Raw genomic sequence first — 16,589 nt, 5'->3', positions numbered from 1 at the left:
GGCGTGAAGACCGCGACCCCGGCCATGGCCCGGGCGATCAACGACCGGCTGGCGCTCGACCTGCTGCTGGAGCACGGGCCGTTGACCGCGCCCCAGCTCCGTACGATGACCGGGCTGTCCAGGCCCACCGTGTCCGACCTGATCGAGCGGCTCACGGCGGGCGGGCTCATCGAGATCACAGGCGAGTCCGGCGAGGACCGCCGGGGCCCGAACGCGCGCGTGTACGGGCTCGTGGCGGACCGGACCCACGTGGCGGGGGTGGACGTACGGCGCGACAACGTGAACGTCACGGTCGCCGACATCACTGGGCGCGTGGTCAGCGAGGCCAGGACGACGATCGGCGCGAGAGCCGACCTGGCGACCCTCATCACCAAGGTGGTCAGGGACGCGGTCGGGCAGCGCGTGCTGGACACGGTCGTGGTCGGCGCGCCGGGGCTGGTCGATCCGCGTGACGGGGAGCTGGCGTCGCCCAACGACGTGCCCGGGTGGCGGCGCGGCACGATGACGTACGTACGCGAGCGCCTGGGCATGCCGGTGATCCTGGAGAACGAGGTCAATCTGGCCGCCATCGCAGAGCTCCGCACCGGAGCCGCGGTGGGGAGCGAGGACTTCGTGCTGCTCTGGCTCGACGACGGCGTGGGGGCGGCGGTGGTGCTCGGAGGGCGGCTGCGCCGGGGGGTGTCGGGCGGCGCGGGGGAGATCGGGTTCCTGGATGTGGGCGGCGTGGCCTTCTGTGATCAGGTGAACCCCGAGGCCATCTCGGGCCTCGACCGGGACGAGCTGGCCCGGCGGATCGCCCTGGGTGCCTTCGCCTTCGCCACCCTCCTCGACCCCGGGCTCGTCGTCCTCGGCGGCACGACGGGTCACGAAGGTGGGGACGAGCTGGCCGAGCTGGTCGCCGGGCACCTGCGGGAGTTGGCTCCGGCGCCGACCGAGGTCCGCGCCAGCACCGTCAAGGGCAACGCGGTGCTGCAAGGCGCCGTGCTGACCGCTCTGGACCTGGCCCGCGACAACGTGTTCGGCTGAACGCGCGCGTCAGAAGCCGTCCGAGGAGGCTATGCCCGGCACTGCATTCGGGTGACGATACTCTGCGCACACACCAGGGCCTCGGTATGTGTGGTGTCCACTTCGATGTCGTAGACCACGCCCTGGTGAGCCACCTCTGCCTGTGACACGGCCATCCCCTGGATTCGGTCCCCTCGGGCGATTTCGCGGCCCGCCGCGACCGCGCTCTCGCACCGGACACCGACCCACAGCACGTCCAGTCCGGCAAGAACCTTCTGCCAATCCTGCTGGGACGCTGCTCCACCGAGGAAGACGTCATCCACGATCACCCGAGCGCCCGCCCGGGCCATGGCGGCGACTCCCTCCATCCACGCCTTTTGCAGCATCCGGAACTCTGGACCGACACTCACCCCGCCGTCCGGAGCGAACTCGATCCCCGCGTCTGATGCCTGTATGGACGCGGGCATCGACTCAATCAGCGAGTCGACGCCGACGGCAAGCCACGGATCCGGGAGTACGGCCTGCAGACAGCGGGTGATTCCCGACTTTCCCGAGCTGGAGCCGCCATTCAGCACGATCACCTGAGTTGTCACCGCCCCACACTAGAAGCGGTGCCCATGGCCTGAAAACACGTTTTCAGCCGGGCGAATGTCAGTGGAACGGTTTCGGAAGTGCGCAGTTCCACCTGTCTGGACCTGCCCCGCGACCCTGAACGCGCGCGTCAGGCGAGTGCCATGATCAGCCCCATCGCCAGCGCCGTACGCTCCGGAATGTGCTCCACCAGCACGTGCTCGTGCCGGGCGTGCGCCCCATCACCCACGGCCCCCATCCCGTCCAGCACCGGCCGCCCCAGCGCGGAGACGAAGTTGCCGTCGCTGGCGCCACCCACCGACGCCTCGTCCAGCAGCCACCCGAATCCGGCCGCCACCTCCCGCGCCTCCTTGAACAGCCGCTGTGAGGCCGCGTTGGGCGTCATGGGCGGCCGGTTCCAGTCCCCGGTGGCGGAGATCGACACCCGCGGATCCGACACCTTCAGGCCGGCGAACACGTCGTCGATCCGCCCCATCTCCGCCGGATCCGTCACGCGCACGTCGATGCCGCAGCTCGCGTGACCGGCCGCCACGTTGCGGCCGGTGCCGCCGGTGATCAGCCCGACGTTCACGGTGGTGCCGCGCTCGCGGGAACCGGCCCCGGCCAGCGTGGTGACGATCTCGGCCAGGGCGTGGATCGCGTTCGCCCCCGCGTCCGGGTCGAGCCCGGCGTGCGCCTCTCTCCCGGTCACGTTCACGTTGAACAGCCCCACGCCCTTGCGGGCGGTCTTGAGCGCGCCGTCGAGTGACGCCTCGAAGACCAGGGTCGCCAGCGCGTCCTCGCTCGCGGCCTCGATGTACGGACGCGAGGTCAGGCTGCCGATCTCCTCGTCCCCGTTGAACAGGAACCGCACGCTCGGGTGCGGCAGCCCCAGCTCCCGCAGCCCGCGCAGCGCCCAGATCGACTGCACCAGGCCCGTCTTCATGTCGAACACGCCCGGCCCCGTGGCCTTGCCCTCCACCACCGAGAACGGCCACTCGGCCAGCGTCCCCGCCGGCCAGACGGTGTCGTAGTGGCTGAGCATGAGCACGGTCCCCGGCGCGGTGCCCTCGTAGGTCAGCTCCAGGATGTCGCCGTGCGGCCCGCCGTCGTGCAGCACCTCCTCGTCCGGTGTGCCGAGGCGTTCGACGGCCCGGGCGCGGATCGCCCGCAGCCCCTTGACCAGCATGGCCTTGTCGTAGCTGTGGGTCTCCAGCTCCACGGCGGCCTTGAGGTCGTCGAGCATGCCCGGAAGGGCCTGCCGGGTCCAGTCGTTGATCAACACGGGGAATCCTTCCAAAACCGATGAATCAGCCGGGGCCGAGCGGGATGCCCAGCCACCAGAACACGAAGAACAGCAGAGTCCAGACGACGAGGAGGGTGAGCGAGAGCGGGATGGTCATCGAGGCCAGTGTGCCTATGCCGGCCGCGCGCCGGTAGCGCTGGAGGAAACCGAGCGCCATCACGAAGTACGGGCTCATGGGCGTGATCGCGTTGGTGCACGAGTCGGCGATGCGGTACAGAGCCTGGGTGGTCTCCGGCGGGATGTTCAGCAGCATCAGCATCGGCACGAAGACCGGGCCGACCAGCGCCCACTGCGCCGACCCGCTGGTGACCACCAGGTTGATCAGCGTGACCACGAGCAGGATGCCCAGGAACACCACCGGCCCGCTCACCCCGGCCGACTTCAGCAGGTCCGCCCCGCCGATCGCGATGATCTCGCCGATGCCGGTCCACTTGAAGTACGCCAGGAACTGCGAGATCGCGAAGAACAGCACGAGGATCGGCGCCATCTCGCGGAGCCCGTGGGCCATGAATCCCGGGATGTCCCTGCTGCCCGTGACCGTGCCCGCGGCCTTCCCGTACGCCCACCCGGCGGCCAGGAACGCCAGCGCGAGGAAGACCGCGATAGAGGTGAGCAGCGGCGACTGCACGATGCTGCCGTCCTTGCCGCGCAGCGGCGACCCCGCGGGCAGCACGGCCGCCACGACCACGATCACGAACGCCACGAGCGCGATCAACGCGGCTCGCAGGCCCCGGCGCTCCTCGGCGCTGAGCGCCAGCGAGCCCAGGTCGTCGTCGGGGGCGTCGGGATCGACCGGGATCGACTCGACCCGGCGGGCCAGCACGCGTTCGGTCACGAGCGTGATCGCGCCCGCCAGCACCAGGGAGGAGGCCAGCGAGAAGAAATAGTTGGCCAGCGGCGTGACCGTGTAGGCCGGGTCGACGGTGTGCGCCGCGGCCGTGGTCAGCCCTGACAGGATGGCGTCCACCGGGGTGACCAGCGGGCTGGCGTCGTAACCCGCCGAGATCGACACGAACGCCACCACGATGCCCAGGATCGGGCTGCGCCCCACCGCGCGGAAGGCCAGCGCGCCGAGCGGGATGAGCACGACGTACGCGGCGTCGGAGGCCACGTGCGCCACCATGCCGGTGAACGCCAGCGCGAACGTCACCCACTTCGGCGACACCCTCGACACCCCGGACCGCAGCACGGCCGCCAGCAGCCCGGAGCGCTCGGCGACGGCGACGCCGAGCATGACGACCAGGATCGTGCCGAGCGGCGGGAACGTGGTGTAGTTCTCGACCACGTCCTCGACCATCATCCGCACGCCGTCGGCGGACAGCAGGTTCTTGGCCACGACGGTCTTGCCGGAAGCCGGGTTCACCGCCGATACCCCGGCCGCCGACAGGCCCCAGCTCACCAGCGCCAGTAACGCGCTCAGGACGATGAACAGCCAGAATGGATGAGGCAGCCTGTTGCCCAGCCGTTCGATCCCGCTCAGCACGCGGAGCAGCGCGTTGAGGGAACGCGAACCCGTCACCGTCTCGGAGGCGCTCACCAGCCCGTCTCCTTTCCCCATATTTCGGTCAACCATTACATGGGGTAAAGGAGGCTCCTGACAAGTCTTCGGTCAAGAGAGGGTGTTCAGGGGATGGGGACGGGCTCCCGGAGCGGCACGCGTACCTCGAACCATGTCTCGCCCGGCACCGAGCGGACCTTGATCTCCCCGCCGTGCCGTCCGGCCACGATCCGGTAGGAGATGTCGAGGCCGAGACCGGTGCCCTGGCCCACGCTCTTCGTCGTGAAGAACGGCTCGAAGATCCGTTCCTTGATCGCGTCGGGCACGCCCGGTCCGGTGTCGCCGATCTCGACGATCGCCTCGTCCTCGTCGTGGGCGGTACGGATCGTCAGCGTGCCCTCCTCGCCCATCGCGTCGAGCGCGTTGTGGATGAGGTTCGTCCACACCTGGTTGAGCTCGCCCGCGTAGCAGGGGATGAGCGGCAGCGTGCGGTCGTAGTCGGTGACCACGCTGATGCCCGGCGCGATCTTCCCGCGGAAGATCGCGACCGTGCTGTCGAGCAGGTCGTGCACGTCCACCTGCTGGAACGGCGCCCGGTCCATCTGCGAGTACTGCTTGGCCGAGCTGATCAGCGACGTGATGCGCTCGGTGGCCTCGGTCACCTCGTCGAGCATCTGCGAGATCTCGATCGCCTTGGCCAGCCAGCGCAGCGCGGCGGGAGTCTGCTCCTCGCCCACCTTGCCGCGGACCTTCTCCAGCTCCTTGTTCGAGAACCCGGCGTTGACCAGCGCGGGAGCCAGGTCCCACGCGTCCTCGACGCCCAGCTCGTCCAGTGCCTCGCCCAGCTCGTCCTCGGCGTCGGAGATCTCCAGCGGCGAACGCGGCGGCAGCTTGCCCAGGTTGCTCGTGCAGGCCTCCTGCCACTCGATCAGCGTGCGCAGCTTCTCCGGCGGGATGCCCTCCTCGGCGAGCGCGGCGAGCTGGAGGCGCGAGATCCTGATCAGCGAGCGCAGCTCGCTCGCCGCGCGCACGGCCGCCGCGGCCGGGTTGTTCAGCTCGTGCGTGAGCCCGGCCGTGATCGTGCCGAGCGCGGTCAGCCGCTGCCGCCGGTCGATGGCCTCGCGCTGGAACCGCCCGCCGGACATCAGGCCGTCGAGCAGGTGCATCGCCATCGGGAACCACTCGGCGATGATGTAGGCGAACTTCTTGGCCGGCAGGAGGAAGATCCGCGACGGCGCGGTGGCCCGCAGCGAGTGCTGGTAGGTCTGCGGCGCGCGGTCGCCGAGGTAGGCGCTGGTGGCGCCGGCGTACACGCCGGGCTGGGAGGTGCGGGGCATCGCGACGGTCCCGGCGCTGACCGTCTCGTTGAGCATCTGCACCTCGCCCTCGATCAGCACCGCGAAGCACTCGGCCGGGTCGCCCTGACGGATGATGAGATCGTCCGCGCCGTACGACTGGACCCTGCCGGCGTTGGCGAGCTTGGTGAGCTGCTCGTCGGTCAGCCGCTCGAAGAGGAAGAGCTTGCGCAGTTCGTCGATGTCGATAGTTGTGCTCATTGCTTCTCCAGGTAGCGATGCACGAGCGCGACGGCCATCGCGCCCTCGCCGACGGCGGAGGCCACTCTCTTGATCGACTCGGCGCGTACGTCGCCCGCGGCCAGCACCCCGGGCACGTTCGTCTCCAGGAAGTAGGGTTCGCGCCGCAGCGGCCAGTTACGCGGCCGCTTCCCGCCCTGCAGGAGATCGGGACCGGTCAGCACGAAGCCCTTCTCGTCGCGCTCGATCGTCTCGCTCAGCCACGACGTGTACGGCTCGGCCCCGATGAACACGAACAGCCACTGCGCGTCGACCGTACGCGTCTCGCCCTTGGTCGAGAGCGTCAGCCGCTCGAGGTGGTCGTCGCCTTCGCCGCCGACGACCTCCGTCTGGAGGTGCACCTCGACGTTGGGGAGCGCCGCTATCTGCTCGATGAGGTAGTGAGACATGGACTTCTCCAAACCATCACTCCTCACCAACAAATGGACCTTGCTCGCGAATCCCGCCAGGTAGACCGCTGCCTGCCCGGCCGAGTTGGCCGCGCCCACGATGTGGACCTCGGTGCCCTTGCAGGACGGCGCCTCGGTCAGGGCAGCGCCGTAGAAGACGCCACGGCCGACGAACTCGTCCAGCCCCGGCGCCTCCAGGCGGCGGTAGGTGACGCCGGTCGCCAGGATCACCGCGTGCGCCGCGATCTCCCCGCCGTCCTTGAACCCGACCACCCGCGCCTGGCCGCGCGCCTCCAGGGAGACCACCTTGCGCGCGGTCAGCAGCTCCGCCCCGAACTTCAGCGCCTGTCTGCGCGCCCGGTCGGCGAGCTGCTGCCCCGAGACGCCGTCGGGGAAGCCCAGGTAGTTCTCGATCCTGGAGCTCTGCCCCGCCTGGCCGCCCGAGGAGTAGGCCTCCACCAGCACGGTGTTCAGCCCCTCCGAGGCGCCGTAGACGGCCGCGCCGAGCCCGGCGGGGCCGCCGCCCACCACGATCAGGTCGTAGAAGTCGGTGGCCGGGATGGTCGACAGGCCCACCGCCGTGGCCAGCGTGGCCTGGTCGGGCGACTCCAGCGTGGTGCCCTCGGCGGTCACCACCAGCGGCAGGTGGCAGCCCTCGCCGGCGGCCTTCACCAGCTGCGCGCCCTCCGGGTCCTCCGCCAGCATCCACCGGTACGGCACGTGGTTGCGGGCCAGGAAGTCACGCACCTTGTACGACTGCGCCGACCACCGGTCGCCCACCACCCGCAGCTCGGACTGCTCGACCCGCTCCGTGCGCATCCAGGCGTCGAGCTGGCCGTCGATCACCGGGTAGAACTTCTCCTCCGGCGGGTCCCACGGCTTGAGCAGGTAGTGGTCGAGGTCCACCACGTTGATCGCCTGAATGGCGGCGTCGGTGTCGGCGTACGCCGTCAGCAGCACCCTGCGCGCGTACGGATACATGTCCATGGCGGCCTCGAGGAACTGCACACCGTTCATCTGCGGCATGCGGTAGTCGGCCAGGATGGCAGCCACGTCGTCGCCCCGCAGCCGCATCTGCTTGACTGCCTCAATGCCTTCCCGGGCCGCCTCGGCGCGGACAATCCGGTATTCCTGGCCATAGCGGCGTCTCAGATCGCGGGCCACCGCCCGCGAGACGCCCGGGTCGTCGTCCACCGTAACGATGACCGGCTTGTCCATGTCTTCTCCCCACTGGTCCCTAATAGGAAGCATGTCATGCGCGAGGGGGTCAGTGAGCACTCGCTCATATCATGGGCGGATGGGCACACGCGATCGCATCATCGACGCCGCCGAGCAGGCGATTCGGGATTTCGGCATCGCGGGTGCCACCACCAAGCGCATCGCCCATCAGGCCGGCTGCTCGGAGGCGCTGCTCTACAAGCATTTCGCCAGCAAGGAGGCGCTCTTCCTCGCGGTCCTGCTGGAGCGGCTGCCCGCGCTCGCCCCCGCGCTGGCGCGGCTGCGCCTCAGCACCGGGCAGGGCGACCTGGCCGCGAACCTCACCGAGTTCGCGCTGATGGCGGTGGAGTTCTACACCAAGGCCGCGGGCATCGCGTCCGGCGTGCTGGCCGACCCGAAGCTCATGACGGGGTTCAGGGGCATGCTGGCCGAGACCCGATCGGGCCCGCATCTGCCGATCCAGGCGCTGGCCGAGATCCTGCGGGTCGAGCAGCGCGCCGGCCGGATCGACGAGGCGATGGATGCCGACGCCGCCGCGGCGATGCTGATGGGCGCCTGCTTCCACCGGGCGAACATGTCCTACTTCGTCGAGCTCCCTGAAGCGGACGGGCCCTGGGCCGCCGCGATGGTGCGCACGCTGGTCAGGAAGTGACGTTCAGGCGATGACGCGGCTCTCGCCGCCGTCCACCAGCATCGAGATCCCGTTCACGAACGAGGCCCGCTCGCTGGCCAGGAACGCCACCACGTCCCCCACCTCCTCCGGGGTCCCGACGCGCCCGACCGGCACCGCCTCGGCCCGCTGGGCGAGGGCCTCCTCGCCGCCCGCCAGCTCCCGCAGCCGGTCGGTGTCGATGGGGCCCGGCATCACGTTGTTGACCAGCACACCGTCGCGGGCGACCTCACGGGCCAGCGTGCGTACGACGCCGGCCACGGCCGAGCGGGTGGCGTTGGACAGCGCCAGGCCGTCGATCGCCTCCCTGGCCGACCTGCCGGTGATCGTGACGATGCGCCCCCAGCCGCGCGAGCGCATGTCGGGCAGGACCGCGTGCATCAGGCGTACGGTGCCGAGCAGGTTGCGCTCGACGGCGACCTCCCAGTCCGCCAGGCTGGCCTGGTCGAAGCGGCCGGCCGGCGGCCCGCCCGAGTTGGCCACCAGGATGTCGATCGGGCCGAGCACGTCGCGCGTCTCCTCGACCAGCCGCCGGGCGGCGGCCGGGTCCTCCACGTCGGCCAGCACGGCGTGCACGACCTTGCCATACTCCTGCAGCTGCACCACCGCGTCCGCGAGCCGCTCCGGGTTGCGGGCGCTGACGCAGACGTCGCAGCCCTCACGCGCGAGGCTCTTGGCGGCCGCGAGCCCGATGCCCGCGCTGCCTCCGGTGATGAGGGCGACCTTGCCCGAGATGCCGAGATCCATAGGGGCGACTATAGATCGTGCGGGCGGTAGCTGAGCAGGTCGCCCGGCTGGCATTCCAGCACCTCGCAGAGCTTGGTCAGGGTGCTGAACCGGATCGGGCTCAGTTCGGGCTGACGCGGGTGAGCTTGTCCGGGTTGAGCACGCCGTAGATGCCCGTGATGAGGCCGTCGCGGATGTCGATCAACACCACCTGGCGGTTTTCGCCGACCCGCGTCCACACGGCCGGCTGGCCGTTGACCTCGATCAGCTGGGCGTCCGTGAAGTCGTACCGGCTGAGCAGGCCGTCCAGGAACGCCGCCACCTTGCCCCGTCCGAAGATCGGCCGCAGCGCGGCCCTGACCTTGCCGCCGCCGTCGTTGTAGGCCACGACGTCCTCGTGGAGCAGCTCGGTGAGCGCGGCCAGGTCGCCGCCCGAGGCCGCGTCCATGAACTTCGTCAGCAGCTTGGCGTGGTCCGCCGCGGACGGCTGGAACCTGTCACGCCCCTGGGCGAGCCGCGCGGAGGCGCGGTGGTGCATCTGCCTGGCGTTGGCCACGGAGGTGCCGACGATCGCCGCGATCTCGTCGTACGGCAGCTCGAACGCCTCCCGCAGCACGAACACCGCGCGCTCCGGCGGCGAGAGCCGCTCCATCAGGTGCAGGGTCGCGTACGAGACGGTGTCACGCAGCTCGGCCGTGTCCAGCGGCCCCGCCTCCGACGTCATCACCGGCTCGGGCAGCCACGGCCCGGTGTACGCCTCGCGCCTGACCCGCGCGGAGCGCAACTGGTCGAGCGCCAGCCGCGAGACCACGGTCAGCAGGAAGGCGCGCGGCTCCCTGATCTCGCTCTGGTCGGTGCCCTCCCACCGCAGCCAGGCCTCCTGGACGACGTCTTCCGCGTCCCACATGCTGCCGAGCAGGCGGTAGGCCAGCCCGAGCAGCATGGGTCGGTAGTCCTCGAATTCCACGGCGGCATCATGCCTCGTCACTGAGGAACGAGGTATGCCGGGGCCGCCAGTTGAGCTGAAGCCGCGCCCGGCTGTTGTCGGCGCCTCTGAGCCTGGTCATGTACGCCACGCCGAAGGCGCCCACGAGCATCCTGGCCAGGAAGGCGGGCACGTGCTTGGGCTTGGGCGCGCCGAGCTGGGCGGCATACCGCGGCAGCCACTCGGCCATCCTCACCGGCGTGTCGTCCACGATGTTCAGCACACCCGAGACGTTCCGGTCGAGCGCCGAGACCACGGCCGTGGCGGCGTCGTGCGAGTCGGTGAACGACAGAACAGAGCCGCCGTCGCCGACGATCGGCAGCTTGCCCGCGAGCACGGACTGCGTGGTGGAGCCGTCCTTGGCATAGACGGAGCCGGGCCCGGTGAGGTGCCCGAACCGCAGTACCAGCCCGCCCACCTCGGTGACCTGCTGTTCCAGTGAGTCGAGCGCCGCCACGACCGGCGTGTACGCCTTGGGCGCGTCGTGCCACAGCGGCGCGTCCTCGTCCGCCAGTCCGGGCGCCGGCTGGTAGGCGTAGGCCAGCCCCTGGGCGATGAACCTGGCGTCCGGCGCCGCCTCGATGAGGTTCCTCGTGCCCTCGGTCCGCAGCCGGTTCGTCACCGAGAACTCCTGATCTATCTTGCGCGGGTTGATGGCCTGGGGGATGGCCGTCAGCAGGTGCACCATCGCGTCCGGCGCGACCCGCCGCACCGCCTTCACGGTCGCATCGCGGTCCAGCGCGTCCACGGCGACGTCCGCGCCCGGCGACCTGGACAGCGTCACGACCTCATGCCCCACCGCCTTGAGCAGCGGGACCAGCTGGCGGCCGATCACACCCGTGGCTCCCGCGACCAGAACTTTCATGACCTTCTCCTTCCGCATACGCAGACAGGACGGGGCAGCCTTGCGAGATGTGACAGTTCCCGGCTGGAAATGCCGCGGTAAGCATGATGAGCTTGGGAAGTGGCGAGAAATCTGATCCTGTCAGGAGGACTGTTCCACGACTTCGCCGCCACGTCGGCCGCGCTCGCTGAGGCGCTCGCCGAGGTGGGGGTCGAGTCGGAGATCACCGAGGACATCGCGGGCGCGCTGAGCGAGCCGTCGGAGGTCCAGCTCATCACGGTCAACGCGCTGCGCTGGCAGATGACCCAGGACCGCTTCGCCGACCTGCGTGACGAGTGGCGCTTCACGTTACCGGCCGAAGCCCAGACCACGCTCCTCGACCACCTCGAGCGGGGTGGCGGGCTGCTGTGCATGCACTCGGCGTCGATCTGCTTCGACGACTGGCAGGGCTGGTCGCGAGTCCTGGGCGGCTGCTGGACCTGGCCCAAGTCCCACCACCCGCCGCTGGGGTGGACAGGGGTGCGGGTGCACGGCGGACACCCGGTGGTGGACGGCTTGCGGGACTTCGACGTGGTGGACGAGGTCTACAGCGACCTCGACATCCTGCCCGACGTCCGGCCGCTGGCGTCGTCGAACGGCCAGCCGCTGATCTGGGCGCGGCCGGTGCGCCGGGGCCGGGTGTTCTACGACGCCCTGGGGCACGACACCCGGTCGTACGAGAACGAGGTGCACAGGACGCTGCTCCAGCGGGCCGCATTGTGGCTGCTGAAGCGGCCCGTCACCATCACGGAGTGAAGGACCAGCCGGTCCAGCGGGTGACGTCCACGAGGATGACCGGGCCGTCGGGCCGGTGTTCGCGATACTGGCCGTATTTGGCCGCCAGTGCGTCGATCGCCGGCTCGCGTTCCGGTCCTTCCTGCACGACCCTGGCCAGGCCGTCGGCGCGCGCCCACCACAGCCGCGTCCAGTCGTCCTCGTAGTGGTCGGCCAGCAGGCTGACCCGCGGGTTCTCCCGGACGTTGCGAAGGCGTCTCAGGTCGGTGGTGGTCTTCGGCTTGTGGTCGATCGCGGTCACCACCTGGTCCGCGACGACGGCGAAGGTGACGGGCACCAGGTGAGGGGTGCCGTCGCCGCTGACCGTGGCCAGCCGTGCCACCCGCTCCCCCCGGAACCTCGCGCGGGCCCGCTTGCCGTCCATCCCCTCATTCTGGTGGCCGGAGAAGGAGTCCGGAACTTACAAGACCGCATGTCGTCTGCCTGGGCAGGATGAGCGCATGAATGTGAACATTGCCGCGATCCCTGGTTTCCTGGCCGGGCACGCGCGTGTGCTGGACCGCCGCCGCTACGACCTGCTCATGGGCGACGGCGACGCGGCCTCCGTGCTGGCCGCCCTGGACGCCTACCGCAACCCCGACGGCGGCTACGGCTGGGGACTGGAGGCGGACCTGCGCTCACCAGAGAGCCAGCCAGGAGCTGCGCTGCACGCCTTCGAGGTGTTCGAGAACGTCGCCCCCACGACCGCGCCGCAGGCCGTGGCGCTGTGCGACTGGCTGGAGTCGGTCACGCTGCCCGACGGCGGACTGCCGTTCACGCTGCCGCTCACGGTCTCCGAGGCCACCGCTCCTTGGTGGGCGGGCGGCGACCCGGCGACCTCGTCCCTGCAGATCACCTCGATCTCCGCGGCCTCCGCCCACCGCGTCGCCGTCCACGACCCGGCCGTGGCCGGGCATCCGTGGCTGGAGCGGGCCACGCGCTACTGCCTCGACGCGATCCAGGCGCTCGACGAGACGCCGCACGCGTACGTGCTGCTGTTCGCCGTGCGGTTCCTCGACGCCGTGTACGACAGCCAGCCAAGGGCGGCCGACCTGCTCAAACGGCTCGGCGCCGGCATTCCCGCGGACGGGCGGGTGCCCGTCGAGGGCGGCACCGAGAACGAGGCCCTGCGTCCGCTGGACTTCGCGCCCCACCCGGGCCGGCCGGTCCGAGACCTGTTCGAGCCCGAGGTGATCGCCGCCGACCTGGTCCGGCTGGCGGGGGAGCAGCACGACGACGGCGGCTGGAGCGTGGACTACGCGCGCATCTCGCCCGCCGGGGCGCTCGACTGGCGCGGGGTCGCCACCGTGCACGCCGTCGAGGTGCTGCGCGCGAACGGCCTGATCTAGGGGGACAGGCGGCTGGCCGACTCCGACTCCTGGGCCATGCGGCGCAGCGTGTCGAACGCCTTGCCGTACAGGACCGTGCCGAGGACCAGAGCCTCTACGGCGGCGTCGCGCGGGCCGTCGAACGGGATGGTGTCCATCTCGACCTCGGACACCAGCTTCCGCGCGGCCTCGACGTACGGAGTCAGGTCGATGGGCAGGCCGAGCTGGCGCATTTTGACGAGCGTCTGGGCCAGCTCGTCGCGGGTCGGGGCGCGCGGGTCGATGTCCCAGCCCAGATCGGCGATGAGGCGGTCCACCTGGTCGCGGGCGATCTGCCAGTCCTCGCCGGGCTCGGGCTCGACGGCGGGACTCAGGGCGTAGTGGGCCGTGCCCAGCATCAGGTGCACGGGGAGGGACTCGTCCTCGACCGCCGCGATGACCTTCTTGATCGAGGCCACGGGGAGCCTGCCGACCTCGAGCATGGCCCGGATCAGGCGGAGTCTGCGCAGGTGGGACTCGTCGTACTCGGCTCTGGTAGCGGCTGTCTGCTGCCCCTGGTGCAGCAGGCCCTCGCGTAGGTAGTACTTGATCGTCGGGATGGCGACACCGGACTTGGCGCTGAGTTCGGAGATGCGCATCGATAGATAATAGCGCTATCCAGATCGGGCGAGGTGGCGGGCTGCGCTGAGGAGCTCGTGCACGTCGGTCTGGCGGTTCCAGAGGAAGACCACTTCGAGTGGCGGTACGTCCTCCTTTATCGGGATAAATGCGAGTGTGTCGGGGATTGTGGTGCCCTCGTGGACGCACAGGGCGTAGCCTGCGCCCTCCTCCACCATGTTGATGACCAGGTCGTGCGTGGCCGCGGACGGGCCGAGGCGGGGGTGGAGGCGGTGCCGTACGAATCCCTCCAGGAAGCGGCGGGCCCCGGCCACCGCGTCGGACTCCGGCATGACGAGCGGCTCGGCCGCCAGGTCCGACAGCGACAGCGCCTCGTGCGCGGACAGGGGGTGGTCGCGGTGGAGCAGCGCGCGTACCGGGAAGCGGTGAATCAGCATGCGAGCCACACCCCTGGGCAGCGAGCCCGGCGCGTAGCCGAGCCCGGCCTGCAGGGTGCCGTCCACGATGGAGACGATCTGCTCGGCCGTCCCCATGGGCGCCACCCGCAGGTTCGAGGTCTGGAGCTGGGAGAGCAGCCGGGCCACCACGTCCGCCAGCCCGTCGGCCACGCCCAGGCGGGCGCTCTGGGCCGTGCACCTCGCGGCGGCCACGGCCCGGTCGAAGGCATCGACCGCGACGGTGGCCTGGGCCAGGAACGCCTCGCCCGCCTCGGTGAGCTGGACGCCGCTCGATGAGCGGCTGAACAACTCGACCCCGATCTCCTTCTCCAGCGCCCTGAGCTGCTCCGACAGCGTCGGTTGCGCGATATGCAGCGCGGCGGCGGCCCGGCGCAGACTGCCTGCCCGCGCGATCGCCATCGCGTACCGGACGTAGCGTAGATCCATCCCTCACCTCGGCGTGATGATGGGCTATCGGTTGATCACACTTCCGTATTACAAGAGGGCCTGGCTCTGGTGAAGATACTCAGTTATCCGCTGCTAGCCATATTTATGGATGAATCGCCGTAACGGGCTGGTCGGGGGTTCTGTCGCATAGCACCTCATCGGCGCACCGGCCTCCACGGGGGAGGCCTCGTCGTTTGCCGAGCAAGCGCTTGCCTAAGTCGGCGGTGCGGGCTAGCGTGGCGGCACCGGGGTCTGCAAGAGGGGCGGAGGCGGGGATGCAGCCGTTCGCGGGGCGGGCGGCCGTGGCTGGGATCGGGATGACGGCCCTGACCAGGGAGTCCGGGCGCACCGAGCTGGAGCTGGCGGTCGAGGCGTGCCGGGCGGCCTGCGGGGACGCCGGAATCGGGCCGCGCGACGTGGACGCGGTGCTCAGCTACCACATGAACGACTCCGTGCCCGCCGTACAGGTGGCGCGGGCTCTGGGGATCGAGCGGCTCGGCTGGCACAACGACATCGCGGGAGGGGGCACGCAGGCGGCGTCGATCCTGGGCGATGCGGCGATGCTGATACACGCCGGGTTAGCGCGAAATATCGTGATATTTCGTGCGCTCAACGGCCGCTCGGGCAAGCGCATGAACACCGTCTCCACCGGCCCCCAGGAGCGCTTCACGTACGGACTGGCGGGCCCGATCCCGCTGTTCGCCCTGGCCACGACCCGCTACCTGCACGACACGGGCCTCACCCCCGAGCACATGCACGCCGTCGTCGCCCAGTCCAGGGAGAACGCCAAGAGCAACCCCCGGGCCCTGCGCCGCGAGCCGCTCGAACTCGCGGACTACCTCGCCAAGCCGTACGTCTGCACCCCGCTCCGCACGGCGGACTGCTGCCAGGAGACCGACGCGGCCTGCGCCCTGCTGGTCAGCGGCGTCCTCGACGGGCCACGCGTCCAAGCGGTCGTGCGTGGGGGAGGCCCCGGCTGCTCCTCGATGGACCGCGCGCCGGACGTCACCGCCATCTTCTCGGCGTACGTGGCGCCCATGCTCTGGGAGGCGTCCGGCATGCGGCCGTCGGACGTGGACGTGGCGCTGCCGTACGACGCGTATTCGTGGCTCGTGCCCCGGCAACTGGAGGACTTCGGGCTGGTCGAGCGCGGGGACCTGGGGGCGTACCTGCTGGAGCGCCGCCACGCCTGGGTGAACCCGCACGGAGGGCTCCTTTCCGAGGGTTACGTGCACGGCCTGAACAACGTGGCCCAAGCCGTGCGTGAGCTGCGGAACGGGCGTGAAGTGGCGCTGGTGACGGGCTTCGGCGGCAGCTACGGGAGCGCCGCCCTGCTCACACGGTGAAAATCAGCTGCTGGGAGGCCACGCCGGCCTGCTCGGAGCGCGCCCACCTGATGGTGACGGAGGAACGCCTGCCTCAGAACCCCGTCTACGGCCGCCCCAAGCAGGAGATCATCAACGAGTAGTCATCCGGCCGTCGCGACGAAGCGACGGTGTGTGCGGGCGGCCCGGTCATGCCCGAGCAGCGGCCGGGCCGCCAGCCATGCCGCCGCGCCTGCCGCGTCCCCCGCCGTGGCAGTGCCCGCCAGGAGGCCCTGGACCGTTCGCTTCACTGGGCCCTCCGACGTGAGCACGCTGCCTGCGAGCACGATGGGCAGGCCGGGCTCGTGCACCTGGGCGGCGGTTCTCGCGAGCCGTGACGCGGCCTCGGCGACGAGGGCCTCCGCGACCGGGTCGCCTGCCTCGGCGGCCTGGCTGACGAGGGGCGCCAGCCCGGCGAGCGCGAGCGGCGGCCGCGCGTGCACCGCCGCCGCCAGCTGCGCGACCGGATCCTCGCCCACGCCTTCGGGCAGCAGGTGCCGAACGACGAGCGCCACCAGCGACCCGCCCCCGCGATCAGCAGAGGGTGCGGCGCGTGCGTCCGGTGTGGCGAGGGCGCGGATGGTGGCGCGGGCGGCGGCGTGGCCGAGCCAGAAGCCCGACCCCTCGTCCCCGAGCAGCCACCCGTACCCGTCGGCGGTCGCCGTCTGCTCGTGGTTGGTAATTTTTGCCGCGATCGCCCCCGTCCCCGAGATCAGCACCGTGCCCGACGGTGCGGAGGTGCCGGCGGCGAAGGCGGTCACGATGTCCCCGGCGAC

At 70.5% G+C, this 16,589-nt stretch carries 19 protein-coding genes; 6 read left to right on the top strand and 13 right to left on the bottom strand.

Annotation, left to right across the window (positions count from 1 at the left end):
* Nucleotides 1-3: 3 nt before the first annotated feature.
* On the top strand, nucleotides 4-1,026 hold the full coding sequence (locus tag AB0J09_RS18645; protein ID WP_360692012.1) for an ROK family transcriptional regulator: 1,023 nt from the start codon (nucleotides 4-6) through the stop codon (nucleotides 1,024-1,026).
* A 29-nt stretch (nucleotides 1,027-1,055) separates the two neighbouring features.
* Here the strand turns inward: AB0J09_RS18645 and cpt are convergent, their stop codons facing one another.
* The 5 genes from cpt to AB0J09_RS18620 form a co-directional block, all read right to left on the bottom strand.
* The gene (gene cpt / locus AB0J09_RS18640) at nucleotides 1,056-1,598 is read right to left on the bottom strand and encodes a chloramphenicol phosphotransferase CPT (RefSeq protein ID WP_360692009.1); all 543 of its coding nucleotides are present in this window, start codon (nucleotides 1,596-1,598) and stop codon (nucleotides 1,056-1,058) included.
* Between the two features lie 128 nt (nucleotides 1,599-1,726).
* Complete coding sequence (locus AB0J09_RS18635; RefSeq protein WP_360692006.1) at nucleotides 1,727-2,860, bottom strand: M20 family metallopeptidase; 1,134 nt, start codon at nucleotides 2,858-2,860, stop codon at nucleotides 1,727-1,729.
* A 25-nt stretch (nucleotides 2,861-2,885) separates the two neighbouring features.
* On the bottom strand, nucleotides 2,886-4,418 hold the full coding sequence (locus AB0J09_RS18630; RefSeq protein WP_360692003.1) for an AbgT family transporter: 1,533 nt from the start codon (nucleotides 4,416-4,418) through the stop codon (nucleotides 2,886-2,888).
* A gap of 86 nt (nucleotides 4,419-4,504) precedes the next feature.
* The gene (locus AB0J09_RS18625; protein ID WP_360692000.1) at nucleotides 4,505-5,935 is read right to left on the bottom strand and encodes an ATP-binding protein; all 1,431 of its coding nucleotides are present in this window, start codon (nucleotides 5,933-5,935) and stop codon (nucleotides 4,505-4,507) included.
* Nucleotides 5,932-7,581: an FAD-dependent oxidoreductase gene (locus AB0J09_RS18620; RefSeq protein WP_360691998.1), complete on the bottom strand. Its 1,650-nt coding sequence runs from the start codon at nucleotides 7,579-7,581 to the stop codon at nucleotides 5,932-5,934. The genes AB0J09_RS18625 and AB0J09_RS18620 overlap by 4 nt, the downstream gene beginning before the upstream one ends.
* A gap of 79 nt (nucleotides 7,582-7,660) precedes the next feature.
* Between AB0J09_RS18620 and AB0J09_RS18615 the strand changes: the two genes are divergently transcribed.
* Nucleotides 7,661-8,233, top strand: a complete 573-nt coding sequence (locus AB0J09_RS18615; RefSeq protein ID WP_360691995.1) for a helix-turn-helix domain-containing protein — start codon at nucleotides 7,661-7,663, stop codon at nucleotides 8,231-8,233.
* 3 nt (nucleotides 8,234-8,236) lie between these two features.
* Here AB0J09_RS18615 and AB0J09_RS18610 read toward each other — a convergent pair whose 3' ends face one another.
* Genes AB0J09_RS18610 through AB0J09_RS18595 form a run of 4 tightly spaced genes read right to left on the bottom strand, consistent with a single transcriptional unit; the run spans nucleotide 8,237 to nucleotide 10,827 of the window.
* On the bottom strand, nucleotides 8,237-8,998 hold the full coding sequence (locus AB0J09_RS18610; RefSeq protein ID WP_360691992.1) for an SDR family oxidoreductase: 762 nt from the start codon (nucleotides 8,996-8,998) through the stop codon (nucleotides 8,237-8,239).
* Between the two features lie 8 nt (nucleotides 8,999-9,006).
* Nucleotides 9,007-9,078: a helix-turn-helix domain-containing protein gene (locus AB0J09_RS18605; protein WP_360692046.1), complete on the bottom strand. Its 72-nt coding sequence runs from the start codon at nucleotides 9,076-9,078 to the stop codon at nucleotides 9,007-9,009.
* 20 nt (nucleotides 9,079-9,098) lie between these two features.
* Nucleotides 9,099-9,944, bottom strand: a complete 846-nt coding sequence (locus AB0J09_RS18600; protein ID WP_360691990.1) for an RNA polymerase sigma-70 factor — start codon at nucleotides 9,942-9,944, stop codon at nucleotides 9,099-9,101.
* A 7-nt stretch (nucleotides 9,945-9,951) separates the two neighbouring features.
* On the bottom strand, nucleotides 9,952-10,827 hold the full coding sequence (locus AB0J09_RS18595) for an NAD(P)-dependent oxidoreductase (protein ID WP_360691987.1): 876 nt from the start codon (nucleotides 10,825-10,827) through the stop codon (nucleotides 9,952-9,954).
* A 99-nt stretch (nucleotides 10,828-10,926) separates the two neighbouring features.
* Between AB0J09_RS18595 and AB0J09_RS18590 the strand changes: the two genes are divergently transcribed.
* Nucleotides 10,927-11,601, top strand: coding sequence for a ThuA domain-containing protein (locus AB0J09_RS18590; RefSeq protein ID WP_360691984.1), 675 nt, complete (start codon nucleotides 10,927-10,929; stop codon nucleotides 11,599-11,601).
* Here the strand turns inward: AB0J09_RS18590 and AB0J09_RS18585 are convergent.
* Complete coding sequence (locus AB0J09_RS18585; RefSeq protein ID WP_360691981.1) at nucleotides 11,591-12,004, bottom strand: TIGR03668 family PPOX class F420-dependent oxidoreductase; 414 nt, start codon at nucleotides 12,002-12,004, stop codon at nucleotides 11,591-11,593. The two genes, AB0J09_RS18590 and AB0J09_RS18585, sit on opposite strands and share 11 nt — an antisense overlap.
* A gap of 76 nt (nucleotides 12,005-12,080) precedes the next feature.
* Between AB0J09_RS18585 and AB0J09_RS18580 the strand changes: the two genes are divergently transcribed.
* Nucleotides 12,081-12,968, top strand: a complete 888-nt coding sequence (locus tag AB0J09_RS18580) for a hypothetical protein (protein WP_360691978.1) — start codon at nucleotides 12,081-12,083, stop codon at nucleotides 12,966-12,968.
* Here AB0J09_RS18580 and AB0J09_RS18575 read toward each other — a convergent pair.
* Together AB0J09_RS18575 and AB0J09_RS18570 are read right to left on the bottom strand one after the other, a co-directional pair.
* Nucleotides 12,965-13,585, bottom strand: a complete 621-nt coding sequence (locus AB0J09_RS18575; protein ID WP_360691976.1) for a MerR family transcriptional regulator — start codon at nucleotides 13,583-13,585, stop codon at nucleotides 12,965-12,967. The two genes, AB0J09_RS18580 and AB0J09_RS18575, sit on opposite strands and share 4 nt — an antisense overlap.
* A 15-nt stretch (nucleotides 13,586-13,600) precedes the next feature.
* A complete protein-coding gene (locus tag AB0J09_RS18570) occupies nucleotides 13,601-14,449 on the bottom strand; it encodes a LysR family transcriptional regulator (RefSeq protein ID WP_360691973.1) in 849 nt (282 codons plus the stop codon).
* A gap of 275 nt (nucleotides 14,450-14,724) precedes the next feature.
* On the opposite strand from AB0J09_RS18570, the gene AB0J09_RS18565 reads away from it, so the two are divergent.
* Both AB0J09_RS18565 and AB0J09_RS18560 read left to right on the top strand, forming a co-directional pair.
* Nucleotides 14,725-15,795 (top strand): acetyl-CoA acetyltransferase, encoded by a 1,071-nt coding sequence (locus AB0J09_RS18565; protein ID WP_360691970.1) that lies wholly within the window; start codon nucleotides 14,725-14,727, stop codon nucleotides 15,793-15,795.
* Nucleotides 15,792-15,917 carry a hypothetical protein gene (locus AB0J09_RS18560; RefSeq protein WP_360691968.1) on the top strand — a complete coding sequence of 42 codons (126 nt, stop codon included), beginning with the start codon at nucleotides 15,792-15,794 and terminating at the stop codon, nucleotides 15,915-15,917. Before AB0J09_RS18565 ends, AB0J09_RS18560 begins: the two co-directional genes overlap by 4 nt.
* Here the strand turns inward: AB0J09_RS18560 and AB0J09_RS18555 are convergent.
* The coding region (locus tag AB0J09_RS18555) for a BadF/BadG/BcrA/BcrD ATPase family protein (RefSeq protein WP_360691965.1) at nucleotides 15,918-16,589 on the bottom strand (672 nt) is incomplete at its 5' end.

Source organism: Nonomuraea sp. NPDC049784 (assembly GCF_040659615.1).
Taxonomy (GTDB): domain Bacteria; phylum Actinomycetota; class Actinomycetes; order Streptosporangiales; family Streptosporangiaceae; genus Nonomuraea.
Note: the sequence above shows the minus strand (reverse complement) of the source record. Positions and strands in the feature narration are given on the sequence as shown.

Coding starts and splice junctions, on each gene's coding strand:
- AB0J09_RS18620 (WP_360691998.1), bottom strand. CDS start 7,581: ATGGACAAGCCGGTCATCGTTACGGTGGACGACGACCCGGGCGTCTCG.
- AB0J09_RS18610 (WP_360691992.1), bottom strand. CDS start 8,998: ATGGATCTCGGCATCTCGGGCAAGGTCGCCCTCATCACCGGAGGCAGC.
- AB0J09_RS18575 (WP_360691976.1), bottom strand. CDS start 13,585: ATGCGCATCTCCGAACTCAGCGCCAAGTCCGGTGTCGCCATCCCGACG.
- AB0J09_RS18570 (WP_360691973.1), bottom strand. CDS start 14,449: ATGGATCTACGCTACGTCCGGTACGCGATGGCGATCGCGCGGGCAGGC.
- AB0J09_RS18585 (WP_360691981.1), bottom strand. CDS start 12,004: ATGGACGGCAAGCGGGCCCGCGCGAGGTTCCGGGGGGAGCGGGTGGCA.
- AB0J09_RS18595 (WP_360691987.1), bottom strand. CDS start 10,827: ATGAAAGTTCTGGTCGCGGGAGCCACGGGTGTGATCGGCCGCCAGCTG.
- AB0J09_RS18625 (WP_360692000.1), bottom strand. CDS start 5,935: ATGAGCACAACTATCGACATCGACGAACTGCGCAAGCTCTTCCTCTTC.
- AB0J09_RS18565 (WP_360691970.1), top strand. CDS start 14,725: ATGCAGCCGTTCGCGGGGCGGGCGGCCGTGGCTGGGATCGGGATGACG.
- AB0J09_RS18580 (WP_360691978.1), top strand. CDS start 12,081: ATGAATGTGAACATTGCCGCGATCCCTGGTTTCCTGGCCGGGCACGCG.
- AB0J09_RS18615 (WP_360691995.1), top strand. CDS start 7,661: ATGGGCACACGCGATCGCATCATCGACGCCGCCGAGCAGGCGATTCGG.